At 43.1% G+C, this 19,272-nt stretch carries 16 protein-coding genes and 1 tRNA gene; 2 read left to right on the forward strand and 15 right to left on the reverse strand.

The annotated features are described in order from the left end of the window. Positions 1-5: 5 nt before the first annotated feature. A complete protein-coding gene (locus BLT41_RS16360; RefSeq protein ID WP_244512314.1) occupies positions 6-1,220 on the reverse strand; it encodes a bifunctional folylpolyglutamate synthase/dihydrofolate synthase in 1,215 nt (404 codons plus the stop codon). Between the two features lie 64 nt (positions 1,221-1,284). Between BLT41_RS16360 and BLT41_RS16365 the strand changes: the two genes are divergently transcribed. Continuing rightward, positions 1,285-1,361 (forward strand) — tRNA-Arg (locus BLT41_RS16365). Between the two features lie 217 nt (positions 1,362-1,578). Here BLT41_RS16365 and BLT41_RS16370 read toward each other — a convergent pair. The 13 genes from BLT41_RS16370 to BLT41_RS16425 form a co-directional block, all read right to left on the reverse strand. Then, positions 1,579-3,099 (reverse strand): ATP-binding protein, encoded by a 1,521-nt coding sequence (locus BLT41_RS16370; protein WP_092163102.1) that lies wholly within the window; start codon positions 3,097-3,099, stop codon positions 1,579-1,581. A 25-nt stretch (positions 3,100-3,124) separates the two neighbouring features. Then, the gene (locus BLT41_RS16375; protein ID WP_092163103.1) at positions 3,125-3,559 is read right to left on the reverse strand and encodes a response regulator; all 435 of its coding nucleotides are present in this window, start codon (positions 3,557-3,559) and stop codon (positions 3,125-3,127) included. A 23-nt stretch (positions 3,560-3,582) separates the two neighbouring features. Next, positions 3,583-4,482 (reverse strand): sensor histidine kinase, encoded by a 900-nt coding sequence (locus BLT41_RS16380; RefSeq protein WP_092163104.1) that lies wholly within the window; start codon positions 4,480-4,482, stop codon positions 3,583-3,585. Continuing rightward, on the reverse strand, positions 4,479-4,877 hold the full coding sequence (locus tag BLT41_RS16385; protein WP_092163105.1) for a response regulator: 399 nt from the start codon (positions 4,875-4,877) through the stop codon (positions 4,479-4,481). The genes BLT41_RS16380 and BLT41_RS16385 overlap by 4 nt, the downstream gene beginning before the upstream one ends. Before the next feature lie 8 nt (positions 4,878-4,885). After that, entirely contained in the window at positions 4,886-6,547 is a 1,662-nt protein-coding gene (locus BLT41_RS16390) for a sensor histidine kinase (protein WP_092163106.1), read from the reverse strand. Continuing rightward, the gene (locus BLT41_RS16395) at positions 6,544-9,150 is read right to left on the reverse strand and encodes a PEP/pyruvate-binding domain-containing protein (protein ID WP_092163107.1); all 2,607 of its coding nucleotides are present in this window, start codon (positions 9,148-9,150) and stop codon (positions 6,544-6,546) included. The genes BLT41_RS16390 and BLT41_RS16395 overlap by 4 nt, the downstream gene beginning before the upstream one ends. Before the next feature lie 18 nt (positions 9,151-9,168). Beyond that, the gene (locus BLT41_RS16400; RefSeq protein WP_170830397.1) at positions 9,169-9,552 is read right to left on the reverse strand and encodes a response regulator; all 384 of its coding nucleotides are present in this window, start codon (positions 9,550-9,552) and stop codon (positions 9,169-9,171) included. A 126-nt stretch (positions 9,553-9,678) separates the two neighbouring features. Next, a complete protein-coding gene (locus BLT41_RS16405) occupies positions 9,679-10,227 on the reverse strand; it encodes a YIP1 family protein (RefSeq protein WP_092163108.1) in 549 nt (182 codons plus the stop codon). A gap of 10 nt (positions 10,228-10,237) precedes the next feature. Then, positions 10,238-10,390, reverse strand: coding sequence for a hypothetical protein (locus BLT41_RS17525; RefSeq protein ID WP_170830398.1), 153 nt, complete (start codon positions 10,388-10,390; stop codon positions 10,238-10,240). A 73-nt stretch (positions 10,391-10,463) separates the two neighbouring features. After that, positions 10,464-12,314: an SLC13 family permease gene (locus BLT41_RS16410; RefSeq protein WP_092163110.1), complete on the reverse strand. Its 1,851-nt coding sequence runs from the start codon at positions 12,312-12,314 to the stop codon at positions 10,464-10,466. 31 nt (positions 12,315-12,345) lie between these two features. Further along, on the reverse strand, positions 12,346-13,245 hold the full coding sequence (locus BLT41_RS16415) for a CBS domain-containing protein (RefSeq protein ID WP_092163115.1): 900 nt from the start codon (positions 13,243-13,245) through the stop codon (positions 12,346-12,348). Positions 13,246-13,274: 29 nt separating this feature from the next. Continuing rightward, positions 13,275-13,703, reverse strand: coding sequence for a response regulator (locus BLT41_RS16420; RefSeq protein ID WP_092163117.1), 429 nt, complete (start codon positions 13,701-13,703; stop codon positions 13,275-13,277). A 354-nt stretch (positions 13,704-14,057) separates the two neighbouring features. After that, a complete protein-coding gene (locus BLT41_RS16425) occupies positions 14,058-15,731 on the reverse strand; it encodes a sensor histidine kinase (RefSeq protein WP_170830399.1) in 1,674 nt (557 codons plus the stop codon). A 231-nt stretch (positions 15,732-15,962) separates the two neighbouring features. Here BLT41_RS16425 and BLT41_RS16430 point away from each other — a divergent pair, with 231 nt between their 5' ends. Then, complete coding sequence (locus BLT41_RS16430; RefSeq protein ID WP_092163121.1) at positions 15,963-18,506, forward strand: sigma 54-interacting transcriptional regulator; 2,544 nt, start codon at positions 15,963-15,965, stop codon at positions 18,504-18,506. A 64-nt stretch (positions 18,507-18,570) separates the two neighbouring features. Here the strand turns inward: BLT41_RS16430 and BLT41_RS16435 are convergent, their stop codons facing one another. Further along, the gene (locus BLT41_RS16435) at positions 18,571-19,182 is read right to left on the reverse strand and encodes a hypothetical protein (RefSeq protein ID WP_092163123.1); all 612 of its coding nucleotides are present in this window, start codon (positions 19,180-19,182) and stop codon (positions 18,571-18,573) included. Positions 19,183-19,272: the final 90 nt, after the last annotated feature.

Genomic DNA, 19,272 nt, shown 5'->3' on the forward strand with positions numbered 1-19,272 from the left:
TCTTACTACTTCATTAAAAAGCGTGGATACTTTGTATAAAAAGCTGAGAGCAAATACAAGGAACCGCAAATTAGTACCGTCCCGTCACCGGAAGGTAATAAGGACAATGCTTCATCAAGTGACGGAGCAGTCTGCACTCTGGTTCCGAGCCGCTCTATAAAATCTTCCGGCAAACAGGCTCTTTCATTTTCAGGAATACCGCAAGTTATGATCGGCCCCTGCGTCAATTCAAATAAGATATCTTTCACAGGGGCTATATTCTTATCTTTCATGCAGGAAAACACAATCGCATCAAGCACGATTTTCGATCTTTTTATTTCCGACTCAAGAGCTTTAAACGCATGAAGGTTATGTGCGCCGTCCAGAATATAGGTTCTATCGGCCTTAACTATTTGCAGTCTACCGGGAATAAAAGCCTTTTTCACCCCTTCGCAAATCTGAGATTCGTTAAACTGCAAATCTTTTTTAGCGCAGAAAAGTGACCATGCGCATACGGCTAAATGAGCATTCTGCATTTGATGCACGCCTGAAAGAGTCGGCGATAACTCTGAAACTCCATTCATTTTTTCAGCATTATGAAACTCAACGCCTAACTGCTCAGCGCGTGAATGCAAAACATTCATTACCTCGTCAACCTGAATAGATGTAACGGCGGTTCCACCCTTTCGCATAGCATCAGCTTTATCCGCAGCAATAAGTTCGATGGTCGCACCAAGTATTTTTTCATGATCAAGCCCGATTGGCGTAAAGACTGTCAAATCCGGATCAAGAGTATTGGTCGCGTCAAAACGTCCGCCAAGTCCAGCTTCCATCACTGCGAGATCAACACCATGTTCTTTGAACGCAACCAAAGCCATGCATGTAAGCAATTCAAAATAAGTCAGACCAACATCAGGAGCAATCTCCATTACCATATTGGCAAGATGACACCATTCATCTTCAGACAGCATCTGACCGTCAATAGTGGCTCGTTCGCGAGGAGTCACAAAGTGGGGTGAAGTGAAAGTTCCGACCTTTAAGCCGGACTCCATCGCTATATAAGTTAAATAAGTTGAAGTTGACCCCTTTCCATTGGTTCCCACCACATGGATAACAGGGAAATCTCCCTTAGCCCCCCATTTACATACAAATTCTTCCATTCTATCGAGGCTCAAATCCATATGAAAAAGGCCAAGCTCGTCCAAATACTCGCTAAATTCTAAAAAATTATTAAATTTCAAGGTATCACCATTCATTTTTTACTTGACCGCGAAGAGAACCTCGCTTAGAAGGATCTTCTCTTGAGCGGCAGTAGCTCAGTTGGATAGAGCAACGGCCTTCTAAGCCGTTGGCCGAGGGTTCGAATCCTTCCTGCCGCACCATGTCATTATAAAGGCTTACGACTTCAACGTTGTAAGCCTTTTTTTGCGTGGTTTGATCTTCCCCGCATTTGAGATAAAAATTATTCACAGATCAGAAAACACGAAAAAGCCCTCTTAAGACTAGAGGGCTGCAACGTACATGGCAACTAAACCGAATTCAAGGGTAAAACGGTGCCATTTTCGACACATTACTGAAACTTAACGCTCTAGCAACGGGCTATCCAGCATCGTTTACTTCCGTAACCTCAACATCAAGGGCAGGAGGCAAAAACAGAGAAACAGTTGTGCCATGCCCCGGCTTACTTGCAAGTTCCACTCGTCCGCCTAGCTCTTCAACAATCTTCTTAATCATTGCCAAGCCAAGCCCGCTGCCGTCTTCCTTGGTAGAATAAAAAGGATTAAAAACACGGTCCTGTTCATGGTCGTTCATACCAACTCCGGTATCGGTTACCTGCAAGACAACATCGCCATCATGCAAATCGAGACTAAGTGTGATATCCCCGCCTTCAGGCATAGCTTCAACTGCATTTTTAATAAGATTAACAATACATTGCTTCAAAGCGTCTTCATCCCCAAGGACATTTGGAAGCGGTGACACAGAACAAACCTCTATCCGGTATCCCTGCTGACCATAACCGATAGACATCAATTCAGCAGCACCTTGAACAACCGAAACTATATCCAATTCCTTTCTTGATGTATGAGAAGAACGAACAAAATTAAGCATATTCGTGAGCAATCTATCCAGTCGTTTTGTTTCTTCAACAATAATCTGAACCTTCTCCCGGTCCTTCTCGTTAAGGCATGAAGACTTAAATAATGAATTGGCAAAGCCGCCTATTGCAAAAAGCGGGTTGCGTATTTCATGAGCCAAATATGTAGACATCTCACCGATGACAGCAAGCTTATCTCTTTGATTCTGGTGCTTTTCACGATGGGTTCGTTCAGTAATATCCCGATGCATAACCATTATGTGAGACATTTTACCCCTCATGTCGAAAATCGGATACGCATAGAGCCTGTAATATTGCAAAAGGCCATCGCTATTAACCTTTGTGACAAGGGATTCTTCTTTTTTCCCACTCTTGAGAGTCTTATGGAACGGACATTCAGGATCAAATTGATCACAAAAAGTGGACCCGTCACGCAGACGTGCGGCGTTCCAGCAGGTTTTACCTATCAATTCGGCTTTTGGAATTTCGGCTCTCCGCCATACAACACTGTTTATATCAACAACACATCCGTTCTTATCCATAAGAAAAATATCTTCCCGGATCTCGTCTATGATCGACTGAATCAGAACCTGCTGATGAGCTAAATTATTCTTATAATTTCCCTTCACAAGCGCCATGTCATGCAGGCCGCAGAAGAACACAATTTCACGATGATCCATCAAAGAAATAGATTCAGGGAGATATTTTCTGAGACTAGAAAACATATCAACGCTACCAGTCATTTCGATTACCAGATTAATTTCAGAATGGACTTCAAGCATCTCAACATAGGTGTTGTATGATGGAATACCAAGCTCATGAAGAGCCAAGGTGTCTTTCTTTTGATGAACGTCACTTATTGCAACCAACTTCATCTCAGGAATAAACTCCCTGAAAACATCATTGTTAATGATATCTAAAAGCACCTTAAGCTCAAGTCCTACTCCTACAATCCCTATAATAAAGGGATTAATTGAACCGTTCCAATAGCAGAGTCTCATATTATCTTGAGAAAATTCAGTCATGAGATGTCTCCATGATTAAGCATGGTTATTCAGGATTACTCAACAGATCGTGGATATCTATTTTGCCGTTACGGAGCATTTTCTGGTCATATGCCTTCTGTATTTTTTTAAATATATCCTGAAATGAAGCAGGTTTAAGAATATAATCAAACGCTCCATGCTGAATTAAATCTACAGCCCGGTTAAGAGAAACATGTCCGGAAAGGAAAACCGTCTCCACATCAAAGCTATTCTGCTGAATTCTATGAAAAGTTTCCTCTCCGGAAAGTCCGGGCATTTTAATATCAAGCAGAACAACATCAAAATCACCTTCCGCCAGTTTTTCAAGAGCAATAGCCCCGTCAGCAGCATCGTCGACCACTAAACCTTTATCTTTAAGCATACGGACTGTAGTTTTCCGAAAACGTTCCTCGTCATCCACAACTAAAACTTTAATAATCCCCTTTGAAGATTTTTCCATCTTATACTCCTGATATTCTGATATTAAATAGGAACATGAACGGTAAAAGCAGCGCCCTTTCCCGGCTCCGAGTCTACAGTAATATAACCGCCCAACTGATTTACAATCCGAAGACTGACGGATAGCCCCAGGCCTGTACCTTTCCCGGGAGGCTTGGTCGTATAAAAAGGATTAAATATTTGCTTTATCTCCTTTTCAGGAATACCCGGTCCGGTATCACGAATCTGAGCAAAAGCCATATCGTCACTGTTCCAGGTGGTTACCAGAATCTCGCCGCTCTTATCTACAGCCTGGACGGCGTTATTCAGCAGATTAAGAAAGACCTGCCGCAACAAAGGTGGGTCTGTTTTTATTTTCGGAATATCAGCACTAAATATTTTTACTATCCGGATATTTTTGGCTTCAGTTTCGGATTGAAGCAAATTCAACATATCCAGCAATAATCGATTAATATCTGCACACTGTGTAACCGGATGTCTCTTTCGGGCAAAATCCAACAACTTATGGGTAATGTCAGAACAACGTTCCACCTGCTGAAAAACAACATCCAGACTTTCCCGTAGCTCATCCATTTCTTTCTGGGTCGAATCTGAGTGAAGATTTGTCCGCATCAATTCAGCTTCCTGCATGATAATACTCAGCGGATTATTGATCTCATGCGCTATACCTGTTGAAATTTCACCGAGCGCAGATATTTTTTGAGATTGTACAAGCTGATTCTTAAGGTCCGTCTGTTCATCACATGCTTGCTCAAGCGAACAGGCTGAAGACCTGAGAATCAGCCACAACCCAATGGAAGATAAAACCGCAGCAACACTTCCAGCAAAAGGCCATTCATAAGCAACAATCAATATCACCAAATACGACAAAGGATATGCGTATTGCCCCAAATGAATAACTCGCTTAGCCCGTGCCAGATTCATGAAACACTCCTGCTCTGTCGCTTAAGCTCAGAATGCTCGTTCGCGGCGCGTATTCTTTCAAGCAGATCATCAATCAAAAAAGGCTTAAGAATATAGTCATATGCACCATGACTGATGCCCTCGATTCCCGACTGCACGGAACCATGCCCCGTAAGCATAATCACTTCGACATCATGATATCTGCGCCTGATTTCCTTAAGAGTTTCAATACCACTCAGTCCCGGCATTCTAACATCTAAAATGACCACATTAACTGAAGTCTTCGACAAAAAATTAAGGGCTTCCTGTCCGTTATTTGCAACATCCACATCAACATTTCGCTTCGCAAGTCTCCGCCCTATCAACTTCAAGAAATCAGGTTCATCATCCACCACAAGCACTCTTATTCTGGACATGGTCCCTCCTAGCTATCGTGGACAACACCTGATAGCGGTAGAAAAAAAGTAAATACAGCCCCCTGCCCATGTTCACTTTGCACTGTGATTTTACCACCCAGTTTATTCAATGTACTGTATATAATTGATAGGCCCAATCCTGTACCCTCGCCTGCTGATTTTGTTGTAAAAAACGGATCAAAAACTTTTGTAAGCTGATCCGGCAATATCCCCGTCCCCGTATCCTTAACTCCCATAGCAATGAAAGATCCCTCGACACGGCTTTCCAATGTGATACTTCCATTCTCGGCAACTGCATCAATTGAGTTTTCCAGCAAATTAAGAATTATCTGCTGTACCTGATTAGAATCTGTAGTTATTAATGGAAGGTTTGAGTCAAGATCAAAAACGACTTCAATATTGCGATACTTGATTTCATTTTCCAGAAAAGCAACGGTCTGTTTAGCCAGAATATTAAGATCAACATCTTCCTGAGCCGGCTCCATTCTACGGGCAAAACCCAACATTCTATGAGTCACTGTCCGCGCTCTTTCTACATGACGGTCAATGTCGCTGACAGCCTCATTGAGATCATCCAAAGCTTCGAATCCGTCCAATTCTCCATCGTTGATGAGATCGCGAATCCATCCGGCACTTTCCCTTATGATGGACAAAGGATTATTAATTTCATGCGCAACTCCTGCCGCCATCTTGCCGAGCGAAGCCATTTTGCTTGATTGCATGATCGTCGCATCCAGCGCAGCTCTTTCATCATTCGCCGCCTTTAATTTCCCGACCACAGATGCCACCGTCAGATACGTGCCGACAAAAATCATACATGCACAAACAAGAAACAAAAGATAAACCATGGATTGAACCCGCAACAGCGGAGAAAGTTCCTCACCGGGACTTTCAGTCACCACAAGCTTCCAGTCAGTAAGTGACAAAGAGGTTATAGCCGCAACATGAGTTGTTCCGCTTTCAGTCCATTTACAAATATCCACAGGTCTGCCACCGGAATATTCAGGCAATGTGGCTTTGGATAAAACCTTGCCGCCGAATCTTGAGGAAGTTTGAAGTTCCCAGTTACGATTGACCAGATAGGCATCACCGAGCTTACCGCTCCGCACATTTCTGACAAGAGTAGTAAAAACATCAGAATCAATGGTGGCCCTTAATATCCATGTTTTACCTGCCTCTCGCCTTTTCACTGCAATGATGAAATGTGGAAAATTTCTAAACCCCATGAAAACATCACTTACATAGACCCCTTTAAGCATGACCTGATTAAACCAGGCTTCGTCTTTGTAATTAACATCCCTGAGATCAAAAGGGCCGCTATAAGCCTCATGACTTCCATCCGGCCCGATAACGCCAAGGTCTATAAATGACCGTGAGGTATTATGAATTATATCAAAAAGAGAATTCAGGTACGTTTGGTCAGTCATCTGCGCAAGCGTGTGCGTATTGGCAAGATTCTGTAATTGCACCACCCGTTCATTTAAAAACATGTCGATGGTATCCCGCTTACTATTAACAACGAGCACCAAATTACTGGTCAGTTTTTCTTCATAAGATTTACTGAACTGATCATGAATAACATACCCCAATGCAAAAAGCGGTATGAGAGAAAAACATAAGGTTATTGCAATCAGCTTCCATCTCAGCTTCGTGTAGGAAGTACTTGTCATAAGGACCTCCCCTGCTCGGAAGATTGGATACTATAACTTGATAAGACAGCTTCTATGTCCTGCGCGAATTTAACCTGATAGTTTCGATAGGCATTAGAATCCGACATAACCATGTCAATTTGTCTGGTATGAACCAGCAAATATCCGGCAACGGCAAGTGCCTGCTCAACGGCTTCCGCCGCAACACCTTCAATTCTGGCAAAAAGCGAATCTTCCTTTACATCAACAATAAATCCCTGTTTTTCGAGAATTCCGGCAATTAACCAAGAACGAATCATGCGGCGCGACTTGTCCGCTCCCCCTCCGGAAAATTGGAAAAACGCATAATTTTCATCAGGGTCATCACCCGCATATCCTTCCACAGTGCAAAAATGGAAACCGAAGCGGGATTGAAGGTTGCAATAATTTCTGGACACTATGAAATAGTTACGGTCACCCATATTATTAGACATTCCCGGAGCCAGTGCCGGATTACATGCCGCTTCAGAAATGACAGACATTAAACCGGCGGCCTGAACCGGAGGCGGTCCGTCCCACGGAATTTGCGTCATACCGATCCATAACGATTTCATAGCATTTGAATTGATATCGGAAAGACTTACATATTTATCATCAACCGAAGAAGAGGTTCCGCCCCCGAGATCGATCAGCCAGTACTGAAGTAAACGTTCTCCCTTCAATCTCTTGGCATTTGCTGCGCACATAGCATTTTCACGGAACATTTCCGCCACAGCCTTTTCATGACAAAATCTGGTAATATCATGCAGCGATGCACAATTAGACGGTGTAAATTCAGAAGAATCCGGGTCCGTCAACGAAAGCGGAACAATAAAAGGCAGAGTATTTCGTAAAGCTGTTATTACAGGATTATTCTGAGGCAGAACCGTAAGATTATCCCGAGTATAATTTTGACCACTCAGAAACCCGCGATAAATCCTGCCCGTTGCAGTATTAACACTGACAACGCCGACTCCTGATAACTTTTCCACAGCTCCCGTAATTCCAATAAAAGCAGGAATTCCAAATTCTCTGGCAACATTCGCTAGATGTCCGGTCGCGCTGCCATGCTCTGAGATCAGAGCTCCGGCCCTCGGCAACAAAGCAGCAAGACGAGGTTTAGCATTATGAGTAAGTAAAATTGCGCCGTCGGGAAAATTAAACATGTCATCATCTGTTTCGACCATAACGACTTCACCGCAGGCAAAGCCGTGACTGGCTGGAATACAATTGCTCAAAATAGCGAGCGATTCATGTTCATCTTTTTTAGGAATTGAATCGCCATTGCTCTGCGACTCAGCGACAGACAAGGGACGACATTGCAATATATAAATCTGACCGTCAGAAGATTTAACCCATTCAATATCCTGCGGACAATTGAAATGCTTTTCAATCCTGAGCGCAATTTCAGCAAGTTCAATAATTACAGAATAAGGAATTGAAGGAACACCGCGTCTGTTTTCAGACATTTTAACTCTATTAATTTCACCATTTGACGAGCTTAGACATTGCCACTCTTTGTCGGCGATAAAAACATCACGAAGCGTACGATCCGCACGATCCATAACCCACGTATCCGCAAGTGCACTGCCGTCAACAATCGAACTGGGGTGACCCGGCACTCCGCTTATTATCAGAGCATTCTTGTGTTTTCCAATAGGATCACGAGTATATATGACTCCGCCCGCCACGGATTCAATCATTTCAAGACATCCTACACACATGACAAGCTCATCTTCACGAAGACCCTGATTGAGCAGGTAAGTCATGGCGGTAGCAGAATACATGCTTGCAACTACAGCCCGGTAAGAATCTGTTATGTTTTCGGGAGAAACACCCAAAACAGAAAGGAATTGACCCGCAAAACTGGCCTCTCCGGAATCTTCTCCTAAAGCACTGCTGCGTATTGCCAACCGTAAATCATGTCTGCCTTCCAAAAGTTCTGCGCAAGCCCCTTCGATAAAATCTTCAAGTTCAATCGGCATAGCGGCTAAATCTATTGCATGTTTTATGCTTGCTTCCAGAGTTTGAAGCTCATTTAAATCATTACCGTCGGTTATCTGAATCAACCGGTTGATCTCATCATCCAGACCGGAATTTTCCATAAAAAACATAAAGGCTGAAGCTGTTATGGAAAACCCTTCAGGAACTTTAAGACCCAGCTCAGAACGAATTTCTCCAAGCATAGCCATTTTAGATCCTGTTTCGGAAATTGAATCTGCACAAATTTCATCCATAGTTAAAATCAACGGTCCTCGACACTGCTCAGCGCGGCTGTCCGAAGCTTTTTCCATCTCCATAACAATAGTATTAAAAACATCTTTTAAAGCATCATATTTTCCGGGATTCATACGACATAAACGCTCTATCATCTGACGAACATTTGCCGAGACTTTAAGGCTTTGAGATCTCACGTGTGACATTCCGAAAAGAGAATTTAAACGAGCTTCTTCGCTCATCTCCGCCATAATTTCCAAAGCTTTATTGTTCGCGGCAAGTAGTAATCTGAAATTTTCGCAACGCGCGATAAACTGCCTTGATCCGTCATCCTTCGCAGTTGAAGGATTTCGTACAACTCTTGATATAATCTCAAAGATGGAACGCATAATTATCTCTCCGGCTGGTCAAACTAAATCGAGAGTCCGGGACCGAATCGCATCTAACATTTTGTAGTATAAATCTTCGGTTCCGACCGGCTTCAGCAAAAAGTCAAAAGCCCCGCATTCCATTCCCTCGACAAGAGCTTCAGATTTCGCATGCCCCGTTAAAATGATTACAGGAAGAGCAGGAGAAACCGCCTTAATCTGCCGAAGTGTCTCAATGCCGTTCATACCGGGCATCATTACGTCTAAAACTACAACATCAAAGTCTGTAGCTTTTACAGCTTCGACAGCGTCCCGACCGCGACACGCCACACTGACTTCAACATTACGACGAACCAGCCTTCGCACATAAGCGTTAAGGAAATCGTTTTCATCATCTACCAACAGCAACCTGATTTTCTTCATGTCCTGATACTCCTCAAAAAGTTTCTTACCAGTGGGACCGGGGACTCTATGCCCCCGGTCCTGTCGGGTGAGGGAGTGAGAGCAGGGTCATGTTGTGGGCAGATAAAAATTGTTATGGCTTAACCTCTACCCGAACATTGACCGCAATTCCAAAACCAACGGAGCGGCTGTCCAAAAAAATATTAATAGTAAAACACCAGTTATTATAACTAAAAAAGCCGCCTGCATCTTTCCTAAACCGCAAGCTTTTACCAGACCGATTCCTACAAGCACGGCGCGAACAGGCTCCAAGACCATTGCAAGACCGGGAATCCATGAGATGACCATGAGAGCTCCACCGGCGTAAGCATAGACATTAAAAACCTTACCGTATGGCACTCTGCTCCGGGTCGACATACTGATCATACAAAAGGAGAAAGCAGCTCCGAGCGCAGGCATAAAAACGGCGTTAATCATCATAATAACGCCCATGGTGAGGGAATTTTCAAAAAAATATGTCATGCTTACCGAGCAATAAAAAATTCCCGAAATCATTAAAAAGAATAGTGCCCGCCTAGACCCACTCTCGTCTGCAACACTTTCAAAATATTTAGCAGGGGAACGCATAATCGCGAAAAGAGTATCCATGTACTCCCTGATTCCCATCTTTTCAGCCTGCGTGCATGAAGCTTCCATAACCTTCCTCCTAGCCTATTAATCGATTTAAACCTTCAACCATGCCCCAAACGAGCATGACAAGCGTGAAAACAAAAAGAAATCTCCGCTCGGTTTGCTTTGAAAAATATGTGGAGCCGTTTTCATAAACAAAGAGCTGTTCTTTTTTTTCATTGCTTTTCATAATGTTACCCTCCTGGCCCGGCGGCCCCCTTAAAGGGGAAACCGCCGGGGTATATAAACCTGATTATCGTTTTTTAAAATCCCGGTAAGCTACCGAATCCAATTCCACACCAGTATAATGATGTGAGAAGGACAATCATAATGTTGGCGATAAACCACATAGGCACCCCGACTCTAAGGTAATCCTTAGGCTCAAGATATCCTGAGGCGTATACAATTGCGTTAGGGGGAGTTCCGATAATAAGACAGTATGCAAAGGAAGATGAAATAGCTGTAGCCATTGCCATAAACGGCAGGAACGTTGTTCCCGGATGGACAATACTAGCCATATTCAAAGTGATAGGACCAACTGCGGCCGCGGCCGGACCGTCAGCCATTAAGTTTGTCAGCACAGCTGTCAAACCATTCGAGGTCAACATGAGTGGAATACCCTTATCCATACCAAGCGGAGCAAGAGTATCAATAACAGACTGAGCTAACCAATATGCAGCACCGGTCTTATCCAATGTACGACCAAAGATGATTGCACCAGCGTAGAGCCAGACTACACCCCAGTCGACCTTCTCCTGATAATCGCGCCAGTTAACAACACCGGTCAACAGATAGGCCACAGCTCCGGCAACGGCTATTACACCGATACCCAGACGGATAGGATAGATTCCCATGTTGAAGAATGCCTTCTCAGTAAACCAACCAAAGACCATGAAAACAAAGATGATCATGGCCCAGATCTGATTCCTGTCCCACTTACCCATCTTTGCTATTTCACCTTCAAGATGACGCATAGCTGGAGCAAGAGAAGTAATCCTCGGCTTAAACACGGTATTGGTCACAATCCATGTGAACGGAATCATAACAATAACAAACGGCATACAATACATGATCCACTGGGCATAACCAATGTCCATGCCGAACATGTCTGACAAATAAGTCATCATAATAACGTTTCGTGCACCACCGGAAGGAGCACCAGGGCCACCAATATTACAGGCCATAGCAATCGCAATCATCAGCATCTTGGCAAGTTCCTTATCTTCAGGAATCTCGTCAGTAAGACTATTCTGATAAAGCAACATACCGATTGGCAGGAACATTGCTGCCAGTGCATGGTCTGAAATAAACGCGGCAAGTGGACTGATTACAAGGAAGAATATCAACGTAATCCAGCGCACATTAGGAACTGCCAGTTTTTTAAACATGAGCAGACACATTCTCTTATCCACTCCCGTCTTAACGAAAGCGGCCGCGAACATCAGCGAACCCATGATAAACCAACAGGCGTCAGACCAGTAAAGACTTGCAACCTCACTTCGTGAGACGACTCCGGTAAAGACAAGAATTAAGCCGATACAAAATGCTACACCGGGAAGCGGCATACATTCCGTCATGAAGCAGAAGACAACAAAGACAACCATAGCGATGGAAACCTTGATTTTCCACGCTCCTTTATCAGCACTCTTCTTTTCTGAGGAGGATAAATCCTCATACGAAAGATTCTTGTTTCGAAGATCAAACGCTTTCTTCATTACCGTTATATAAGCGGCGTCTGAAAGATTGGTATCCACGTAAGCAAGAGCCTTTTCCAAATTGGCTGGATCAGCTTTAATCTTGTACTTCTTCAGCCACTTAGCATTACGCTTCATGAAACGAGTCTTGGATAAAGCTCCCATGCGCATGTTTTGTTCCATCATCTGAGCAGTCAAAATCTGCCACTGCTCAACTTCAGAACCTTTGGAGTTAAAAAGTTGTTCACTAATATAATTAGTTACAACCTTCGGGCCAACGGAATACTGCATTCCCACCTTTTTCATTCCCTGTGTTGCGGGAAAAAGAAGGATCACCGTAAAGATTACTACTGGGATTATCAGCAACTTCCAGTTGACGAACTTATCGTAACCTGTCGCCGCTTTTTCTGCTTGTGCCATATTTCACCTCTATCGCTTTACTTCAGTATAATTAACTCGATGAGATTATCCGGGCGATCTCATAGAAGAGTTCCTGCTCCCGGACGATGCCTATATCCCTGCCTTCCTTCTGAACAACCATGCGCCGTGCAGGCATTGTCACCATATTGTTGGCAACATCCATTAGGTTTGCGTCAAAACTGATTGTCGGAAGAGTCGCAGACATCAGTTCACGCACAGGTTTATTCATGATTTCTTTAACGCGGGAAGTGAAAAGCCCCTGCCAGAACATGGCTGAATACTGCAGACTGTCCGCCGTAGAAGGTTTAGGAGCTGTCAGATAAGCGGGCCTGATTTCATTGATAAGGTTTAAGGGATTAAGTATGCCTGCAACGCTGCCGTTGGGATTAGTGACCACAACCGAACGATGCCCTGTGTCCATCAACTTATTTGTAGCCACAAATTCACTCATGGCCTTTTTCAGTGCTGCGATGGCATCACGCACGGTGCTGTTATCCGGAATCAGGGTATAGTCATCCAGAGGAATCATTATTTGCTCTGCCAGCTTCTCCTGATAAGGCTTTTTGGAAACAGAAGCATGAGCGTCATGAATTTTATCAGCCAAAAGATCGATATCACATGGCTTGGCAAGAAAATCGAACGCGCCTGTTTTATGAGCTTTCATGGCACCGGACAGATCACCGTGACCTGTAAGCATAATTATTGGAAGATCAGGCTTAAGAGCCTTAATCCGTGCCAATGTTTCATGTCCGTCCATTCCGCTCATCTTCACATCCAGAATAACTACATCCGGATTTTCCCCCAGTTTTTCCAGTGCTTCTTCACCACTCTCCGCCAGGACTGTTTCAAATCCTTTGCGGGACAGTATCTTAGCTGTCGTGTTACGGAAGCGTTCCTCATCGTCGACCATGAGGACCTTAATCTTACTCATTATCAACCTCCTTGAAGTTCTATCAATTTTTACTTTCTACCTTCGACGACATCAGCCATCCGGGCGGAAAGAATTTTCTTCTTGTGGCGTGAAACTTTTTCAAAAGCCTCCTCAACCTTCCCAAGAATGTCCTTCATACTCACCGGCTTAACCAGGAAATCCATCGCACCCAGCTTCAGACCTTCCACTGCGGACTCCATCGTTGCGTGTCCCGTGAGAATGATCACTTCGATAAGCGGGTAATCTTTCTTGATACGCTGCAAAGTTTCCATGCCATCCATTCCAGGCATCTTTATATCGAGAAAGATTACATGTACGTCTTCAGTCCTAAGCAGTTCGAGAGCATCCTTTCCGGACGTTGATGTAAAAACATCAATCCCCATCTTCTCGAAAAGTTTTTTTGTTGTGCTGAGCAGACGCTCTTCGTCATCTACAAGCATGATTTTCATCTGTTCCATAGCTGTCTCGCATTGTGTCTGACTTCATTTTAGGTGAAGCCAAACACCTTAATCTGGTTGCTTGTGACTTCTCCGTGCCTTTTCCCAACTTGTTTTTACGAATTTCTAACACTTACTTTTGCAACCAGCGTGCCAAGCCAAACACACTGAAATAATTAACTTTAATCTCGCAAAAACACATTTAAAGGTTAAACAATCAAGCAAAAAAAGAAATTCTACCCCAAAAAAAAATCCTTCTTGCCCAGCAATTTTCTGCTGAGTCAAAAAGGATTTTTAAAAGTATTAATATTAGAATTCGCTACAAGTGATAAACCTTAAACGCATGCACTGTTAAAAAAACTCTATGATTCAAAACTAACTGTGAATTCCAGGTAAAGTTATAGTAAAAACTGTGCCCTCATTCTTAACGCTTTCGACGATTAGGTCACCGCCAAGAGACGTTATTATTGTGTGGCACACTGACAGACCGAGGCCTGTCCCCTTTCCCGGAGCCTTAGTAGAAAAGAAAGGAACAAAAACCTTGTTCAAATTATCAGGACTGATGCCTGTTCCATTATCGCTTACTTTAATAACAGCGCTTCCATCCGCTCCGCGCGCAGCATCAACACTGACTTTTCCACCTTCAGAACCATGCCGGTCAATAACGGCATGAATCGCATTATTAAGTAGATTAACCATTACCTGCTGCAACTGCCCGGGGTCAGCCTCAATTAAAGGAATTTCAGGGCTGATCGCACAACTCATTTGTATACCATGAACAGTGGCTTTCTTTTCAACCATAGCCCCCACTCCGGGCAAATAAACTGCGAGATTAATATTCTGCAACTCCGGCTTACTGCTTCGTCCGAAATGAAGAATTTCACGAGTAATCCCTGCGCAACGATCAATCTGCAACTTCAGCTGATCTGCAATATCCTGAACCTCATCGCGTATTACCGGATCGCAGTTGCTTGAAAATACATCTTCAAGAACCATCTCCAACAATGCGAGATCACTTTTCATTATTTGCAATGGATTATTTATTTCATGAGCAAAGCCAGCCGACATTTCTCCGAGCTCAGCAAGACGAACTGCCCGCATAAGCTGGTTTTCAAGAGCACAGACATCACCGGCCTGACGTTCAAGTGTTTCATAAATTTTGCGACTGGCAAAAACCGCCAAAGCAACAATGAAAGCGCCGCCGCAAAGAAGAATAATAAGAACTGTATATCCAGCATTATTAGTTGATCGAAAAGCATCAACTCTCTTTTGACGGACGATAAGCCGCCATTTACCATCATTCATAAGAGCGGATGTAAATAAATAATCAGCACCATCATCATTTCCAAGGAACGTCATTATATTTTTTTTCTGAAAAGGATAATTAAACAAATCGTTTTCGAGAAGTCTTCCACCGGATCTGCGCGCAGTCTGAAACTTACCATCCTGACTTACAATATAAGCTTCACCGGTATCCCCAAGTTTAACACCATCAACAAGTTTTCTAAATATATCCGGATTGATAGTACCTCGCAGCACCCAAGGTTTACCATCTATGCGCCTCATGACTGCCACAACAAAATGCGGAACATTGCGATATCCTAAATAAACATCGCTGACATAATAACCCTTTTTCACAGCACCTTGATACCATGGAGCATCAAGATATTTCTTTTCAACCAATTCATAAGCTCCAGCATATGAAACTTGAACCCCATCTGGAGCAATCAAGCCTAAATCCTGAAATGCACCACCAGCATATTTATACATCAAAGCAATATCTTCTTGCTCAAACCCTCGCTTCAAATGCTCAGGAGGTATTAAATTCAAATATCCCTGCAAATCCGACTGTCTCTCTTTAAGGAATACCGAAATTATATCCCTATGATCTATAGCCGACTGACGGATAGCACTTACAACCAATTTTTCCGTTGTTTTTGAATATGAATAATAACCGATAGTCACCGCCAGAAGAAGTGGTATAGCGGGAACAACAATCATCGAAACGAGAAGGAGTTTATGAACTCCGCGATACAACTTTTTTTTCATCATGAAATCCTTTTGCACGAAATTGCCACATTTTTTTTAGCATTACCCAATCATTACAAATCATTATATTATCTAGCAAAAACCATGTTTGAAATTCACACATGACATACTTTTAGAGCAAGGCGTATGCCAAAAACCTATTGACAATACAAAGCGAAGGGACATATCGCAAAAGATAGTGAATTTTTGAACTATCTATATTAAAAAAGATCTGTCTCCAAGGAGAACGGCATGGCTGAATCCTCATCAGATAATAATTCCAACAAGGAAGGCTTGCGAAACATCGTAAGCAAAATATCTAGAAAACTGGGACTCAGAGGCAAGTTATTACTCACTCTCCTTCCCTCCATTTTAGCAATTCTACTCTTTACAGGATATACGTCTTACCGCGTAGCTGACGAATACGTTAACATTGCACTGACTCGAACCGTCAAAGTCCAAACTTTGGCAATTGTTCACGAAGTCGAGCAATACATGGATACTTGCAGAACAGATCTGCTTTTCTTCGCGCAAGGCGATATGCAGTCTAACTCACTGCGAGACATGATGGAGAGGCACTTACGGGCAGGCGGAAACAAATATTTCGAACTTGCCTATCTTCCTGCATCGGGAGGAAAGCCCGTCGTCCTTGTACAACGAAATGGGCTAGTTAACGAGATGAGCCTAACCGAATCATCACGGATAGAACCGAATCCCCTGTTGGAACTAAAAAAAATGAACTCTTTAAAACAAGGGGAAGTTCAGCCTTCACAGGTGATGGAAGTAGTTTACCCTCTGCCCGATGCCAATGCTTCAAACCTTCATGTCCGTACCCATGTCATTCGTTTTTATACCTATTTTCCCGGAAACCATGAAAATCCTCCCGGAATTTTATTTCTTTCAGTCGAAGCATCACAGATACGTAATATTCTTTCACTGTATAATTCGGAACAATCCCCCTTATGGGCATTCCCCAGAAGTCAGGAACTGCGATTCAGCTACCTTTTAAACACTGAAGGCTGGATTCTATTTCAATCGGCTTCGATTCAGGAAAAAGACAAAGAACTCACAACCTTTCTTGCCAGAGAAAATTTTGAAGGAACATTAGGCAAACAGGGACATGCTTCCGCGTTCAGGCCAAATAAAAATTACGCAACATACTGGCAAGCTCTGGAAAAAATTAAAAATAATGAATACGGTTTGCTAGAAATTGCTGAAACAGATGAAGCCAATTCAAACGTCAAATCTTATTATTTCTCTTACGCTCCTGTTAACTTCAAAACAGCTGTAGACAACCCTCCCATGGTTTACGGCGGAGTTGTATTTGTTGACAGAAGCCAGATCCCGATCATCGCAGGGTATAAGCATTTTGACGTAATGCTTATGGTCACAATCGGCACAATTGCGCTTATATCATTCCTTATACTTTGCATCGGAAAAATTCTAACAACTCCGGTCCTCAGACTGGCCACAAGAATGAACGAACTGAGTTCACTGGAAACATTAGAGGAAATTAATCTTCCATACTGCGGGTTTGATGTGGAGATGCTTCAACGTTCGATTAACAACATTATCAGGCGAGTTAAACAGCAGGTTACTGAGCTGCAAGCCAAAGATGAAGCCATTTTCAATGTAAACAAACGCGAACCGGCAGACCTTAAACGGGAATTAGAAACTCTGGTGGACGTGGAACTAAGTCTCATACCTGAAATAATTGGACACGGTCCGATTATTTCGAGTCTGAAATCTGACATATTAAAAGCCGCTCAAGTAGATGTTGATGTTCTCATTTCCGGAGAAACTGGAACCGGTAAACAGCTGGTCGCGGAAGCCATCCATAGTCAAAGCAACCGCAAAAAATTGCCTTTTGTTGCTATCAACTGTGGAGCGCTTGATGAAAACCTTTTGCTGGATGTATTATTCGGGCACGTCAAAGGAGCATTTTCTGATGCGAAAACCGACCGCAGCGGAGCTTTCAATGAAGCGAACGGAGGAACTTTATTTCTGGATGAAATCCAATCCGCATCACCAAAAGTTCAGCAATCACTTCTTAGAGCTATTGCATCAAGAAAAATAAAACCTCTCGGAAGTGATAAGGAAGTTGATTTCAATGTCAGAATTATTGCCGCAACCAACGTCGACATACCTTCTCTGATTAAACAAAAGATTTTCAGAGAAGATTTATATTACCGACTGAAAGTCATCTCAATTGCGACACCGGCACTACGGGAACACCCTGAAAACATCCCGCTGTTGAGCATTTATTATCTCAAACAAGCTGAGCAGCTCACCGGGCGGACAGATATGGGTATCAGTAAAGGAGCGCTTAGTAAGCTGGTCTCCTACCAGTGGTCAGGTAACGTTCGCGAACTTGTCAATTGTATAACAAGAGCCACAGTCATGGCTGAAGGCAAGATTATCCAGCCAGAGGAAATACGGCTTGAGGGTGAAATCGAATCAAAAGTACCACCTTCCGACGTTGACGCGACCTCTTTTTCAGAAAACGAAAATGCTCATAGTCCAGTAGAAGAAAAAACTTCTGAAAATAAAAACGACGATAAACATAAACAGATTGAAACCATAGAAGAACTATCACCTTTGAATGAAAGGCAAAACGCAGCATGGCCTACGATTAAAACTAAAAAGACAGTTACCCGCAAAGAATATCAAGAAATGGTTGGAGGACGTCTTCCAACGCGTACTGCTATATATGACCTGCAAGATTTTGTTAAACGTGAAATGCTCACGAAACAAGGTCGGGGTCCGTCAACCAGATATGTAGTCTCAGTTAAATAAATAAAGAAATCCCGCACGGTGCCGCACGGGATTTCTTTATTGGAAAAAAGCAATCTTATATATTTTAAACTGTGCCGGCTAAAACCTTAGGAGAAGGAAAAGGTTCTCCCTTATGTTCTAATGACCCTTGCGAAAGCTCCTGTCTAACCTCTTCCAGATCTATCACCTTTGGCGGGACAAGCGTAAAACCTGAAGCTTCACACCAGTCGTGCTTGTTGGCGAACTGTCCATCGTATCTGACTTCGTCAAGAATAAAATAATTATCTTCGCCCATAATCCGATCCCATTGATGCACCATAAATTCAAACTTACTTGGATCGAATTCTTCTATATTATCCCACTTCCATGAGAACTTGCACATTTCATTATCATATCCGAGAACGCACAGATACTTAGCCTTGCTGTCCAAGTACATTCTGCGCCTGATCTTTACGGGAGTAGCAGTAATTAAATTCCGGTCAAATTCACACTTTTTGTCGTCCAGAGAAACCTGAATGACACATTCATTATCGATACGCATTCCCCATGTGGTGGTATTGCCCTTGCGCCACCAATCCATAGGCTTCATAGAATAGACATCAGATCCGTACTGGTTAATTGTCCGGACAGTTTTCTCTGACACTGGATGTAAAGCAAGATCACAAGACCGGCCATGAGTGGAAAAAGTGAGTTCCATTATAATTCCTCCTAATCGTTTATTATGCTTCCCTTAGGGAATTACGGTTTATATTGCATAGGCTATGCCACATGTGCCAGTTTTCACAAA

Origin of the sequence: Maridesulfovibrio ferrireducens (assembly GCF_900101105.1) — a bacterium.
Lineage (GTDB): Bacteria > Desulfobacterota > Desulfovibrionia > Desulfovibrionales > Desulfovibrionaceae > Maridesulfovibrio > Maridesulfovibrio ferrireducens.

What these genes read in the sequence shown, in the direction of transcription:
- BLT41_RS16370 (WP_092163102.1), bottom strand. Translation starts at nt 3,099, where the DNA reads ATGACTGAATTTTCTCAAGATAATATGAGACTCTGCTATTGGAACGGT.
- BLT41_RS16375 (WP_092163103.1), bottom strand. Translation starts at nt 3,559, where the DNA reads ATGGAAAAATCTTCAAAGGGGATTATTAAAGTTTTAGTTGTGGATGAC.
- BLT41_RS16380 (WP_092163104.1), bottom strand. Translation starts at nt 4,482, where the DNA reads ATGAATCTGGCACGGGCTAAGCGAGTTATTCATTTGGGGCAATACGCA.
- BLT41_RS16385 (WP_092163105.1), bottom strand. Translation starts at nt 4,877, where the DNA reads ATGTCCAGAATAAGAGTGCTTGTGGTGGATGATGAACCTGATTTCTTG.
- BLT41_RS16390 (WP_092163106.1), bottom strand. Translation starts at nt 6,547, where the DNA reads ATGACAAGTACTTCCTACACGAAGCTGAGATGGAAGCTGATTGCAATA.
- BLT41_RS16395 (WP_092163107.1), bottom strand. Translation starts at nt 9,150, where the DNA reads ATGCGTTCCATCTTTGAGATTATATCAAGAGTTGTACGAAATCCTTCA.
- BLT41_RS16400 (WP_170830397.1), bottom strand. Translation starts at nt 9,552, where the DNA reads ATGAAGAAAATCAGGTTGCTGTTGGTAGATGATGAAAACGATTTCCTT.
- BLT41_RS16405 (WP_092163108.1), bottom strand. Translation starts at nt 10,227, where the DNA reads ATGGAAGCTTCATGCACGCAGGCTGAAAAGATGGGAATCAGGGAGTAC.
- BLT41_RS17525 (WP_170830398.1), bottom strand. Translation starts at nt 10,390, where the DNA reads ATGAAAAGCAATGAAAAAAAAGAACAGCTCTTTGTTTATGAAAACGGC.
- BLT41_RS16410 (WP_092163110.1), bottom strand. Translation starts at nt 12,314, where the DNA reads ATGGCACAAGCAGAAAAAGCGGCGACAGGTTACGATAAGTTCGTCAAC.
- BLT41_RS16415 (WP_092163115.1), bottom strand. Translation starts at nt 13,245, where the DNA reads ATGAGTAAGATTAAGGTCCTCATGGTCGACGATGAGGAACGCTTCCGT.
- BLT41_RS16420 (WP_092163117.1), bottom strand. Translation starts at nt 13,703, where the DNA reads ATGGAACAGATGAAAATCATGCTTGTAGATGACGAAGAGCGTCTGCTC.
- BLT41_RS16425 (WP_170830399.1), bottom strand. Translation starts at nt 15,731, where the DNA reads ATGAAAAAAAAGTTGTATCGCGGAGTTCATAAACTCCTTCTCGTTTCG.
- BLT41_RS16430 (WP_092163121.1), top strand. Translation starts at nt 15,963, where the DNA reads ATGGCTGAATCCTCATCAGATAATAATTCCAACAAGGAAGGCTTGCGA.
- BLT41_RS16435 (WP_092163123.1), bottom strand. Translation starts at nt 19,182, where the DNA reads ATGGAACTCACTTTTTCCACTCATGGCCGGTCTTGTGATCTTGCTTTA.